Raw genomic sequence first — 2,141 nt, 5'->3', positions numbered from 1 at the left:
GGCGGCGCGGGTCGCTGCTACGCCGGCACGTGATCACCGATGTCGCCCGTTTCGCCGAAGCACCGCAGCTCATGGCCGATCTGGCGGCCGGCCGCCGGCACACCGTTCAGGCCGTGCTCTGCGACGACGTCGAGGACGAGAGCGGCTGACCAGCTGAAGTCGCGGCTGCCGTGGCCGCTGAGGGTGAACGGGTCGAAGTACTCGCGCAACCCCGAGCGGGCGGCGGCGCAGAGCATGCCGTTGGCCAGCGGCCCGGCCAGCTCGGGCCGGCGGTCCTTGAGCCCCTGCCAGACGAGCCAGTCGAGGTTGATCCAGCTCGGGCCGCGCCAGTAGCGGGCGGCGTCGAACCCGGGCGCGGACGGCGCGTAGCTGGGCAGCACCCCGTCCTTGAGCGCGAAACGGTCGAGCGCGGTGTCGATCAGCGCGTCGGCCACCTTGCCGGGCAGCTCGGGCAGCAGCAGCGGGGTCAGCCCGGCCGCGCTGGCGGAGCTGATCAGCCGGCCGGTGCGCACATCACGGGGCTGGAACAGCGCGCCGTCGAACAGGTGGTCGACCATCGCCTCGGTCGTCGCCTCGGCCTCGCGCTCGTGCGGCCCCGGGTCGAGCCCGATCTCACGAGCGATCAGCGCGAGGATGTGCTCGGCCAGCGCGTAGGCGGCGTTGAACAGCGGGTCCTCGACCTGGAACTGCCCGTGCCGCTGGTATCCCGAATCGCGGTAGGCCAGCGCGAGGGTGACGTAGCGCTCGTAGTCGCGGTCGGTGGGCCGCTCGGCGGAGCTGACGGTGTCGAGGTCCTTGCGCACGAACCCGGTGCCGCCCGGCTCCACCGCGCGCAGCGGCTCGTCCCAGGCCGGGCTGTTGTCCATGCCCGACTCCCACGGGTGCACGATCGAGATCAGCCCCTTGGCCGAGCGCCGGGCCGCGCGCAGGAACTCCTGCTGGGCGACCAGCCGGGGGTGGATCCGGCGCAGGAACGCCACGTCGGGCTCGGCCTGATACGTCTTCCACACCGCCAGGGCGTGCACGGGCGGCTGGACGATGCCGGAGGTCGCCGACCCGGAGGGGGCGTGTACCCCCCAGAAGCGGGGCCCCGGGAAGTAGGCCGCCTCCGCCACCTTCGGGTTGAACACGATGTGCGGCACCCGGCCGTCACGCCACTGGGCGCCGAACAACGACAGCAGCTCCGTCCGGGCCCGTCGCGGGGACAGGCGGGCGTTGCCGATCGCGATGAACGCCGAGTCCCAGCTCCACTGGTGCGGATAGAGGCGACGGGAGGGGACCGTGTAGCCGCCGTCCCAGTTGTTCACCAGAACGCGCACGGCGTCGCGGAGGATCATAGATATTTCCTCACGAAGGCAGCGGTTTGGGGGAGAACGATCTCGGGCTCGCCGCGCAGGCGGCATTCCAGAGCGAGATAGCCGTCGTAGCCGACGGCGTCGAGCGTGGCCAGCTGCGCGCCCCAGTCGATGTGGCCGGTGCCGGGCTGGTTCCTGTTCGACTCGCTGATCTGCATGTGGGCGAGGTAGGGGGCGGCCTCGATCAGGGAGCGGCAGGGGTCGTCCTCCTCGATGTTCATGTGGTAGGTGTCGCCGGCGACCCTGATGGAGTCCGTCGCGCAGTAGGAGACGGCTTCGGCCAGCGTGTTGACCATGTGGTTCTCGTAGCGGTTGAGGGGTTCCAGCATGATGAGGACGCCGTTGCGCTGGGCGTGCTCGCCCAGGACGCCGAGCGCTTCGGCCAGCACCTGGCGGTCTTCTTCCGGGCTGCGCGGCGGTTCGAACGGCGGCAGCCGGCGGGAGAACTGTCCCCACGACGCCGGCGTCATGACGCCGATGCCGCCCAGCTCGGCGATGACCGTGAGCTGCGAGCGGAGCTGCTGGATGGCGTCCTTGCGCTTGGCCGGGTCGAAGTCGCCGATGAAGTGCGGCATGTCCACGCAGACGGTGGGCATGACGACGCCGTCGGCCAGGGCGCGTTTGAGCTCGGTCAGGCGGCCCGCGAAGTGGAAATCGCCCTTGCCGCGCAACTCGATGGCGTCGAATCCGGCGTCCACCGCGAACGCGAACTTCTCCTGCAGCGTGCGGCCAGGCAGAAGCTGCTCCTGTACGGCGAGCTTCATGTCACTCCTTGAATTCGAAGAC

Annotated in this window: 2 protein-coding genes; both read right to left on the bottom strand. The window is 70.4% G+C overall.

Features of this window, described 5'->3' with window-relative positions; translation table 11 throughout:
* Positions 1–17: 17 nt before the first annotated feature.
* A complete protein-coding gene (locus tag C1J01_RS47770; protein WP_111185748.1) occupies positions 18–1,337 on the bottom strand; it encodes an MGH1-like glycoside hydrolase domain-containing protein in 1,320 nt (439 codons plus the stop codon).
* Positions 1,334–2,119 (bottom strand): sugar phosphate isomerase/epimerase family protein, encoded by a 786-nt coding sequence (locus tag C1J01_RS47765; RefSeq protein WP_111185746.1) that lies wholly within the window; start codon positions 2,117–2,119, stop codon positions 1,334–1,336. The genes C1J01_RS47770 and C1J01_RS47765 overlap by 4 nt, the downstream gene beginning before the upstream one ends.
* Positions 2,120–2,141: the final 22 nt, after the last annotated feature.

It is taken from the genome of Nonomuraea aridisoli, from assembly GCF_003236395.1.
Classification (GTDB): Bacteria; Actinomycetota; Actinomycetes; order Streptosporangiales; family Streptosporangiaceae; genus Nonomuraea; species Nonomuraea aridisoli.
The sequence above is the reverse complement of the archived record's forward strand: the minus strand, read 5'-3'. Positions and strand labels throughout refer to the sequence as shown.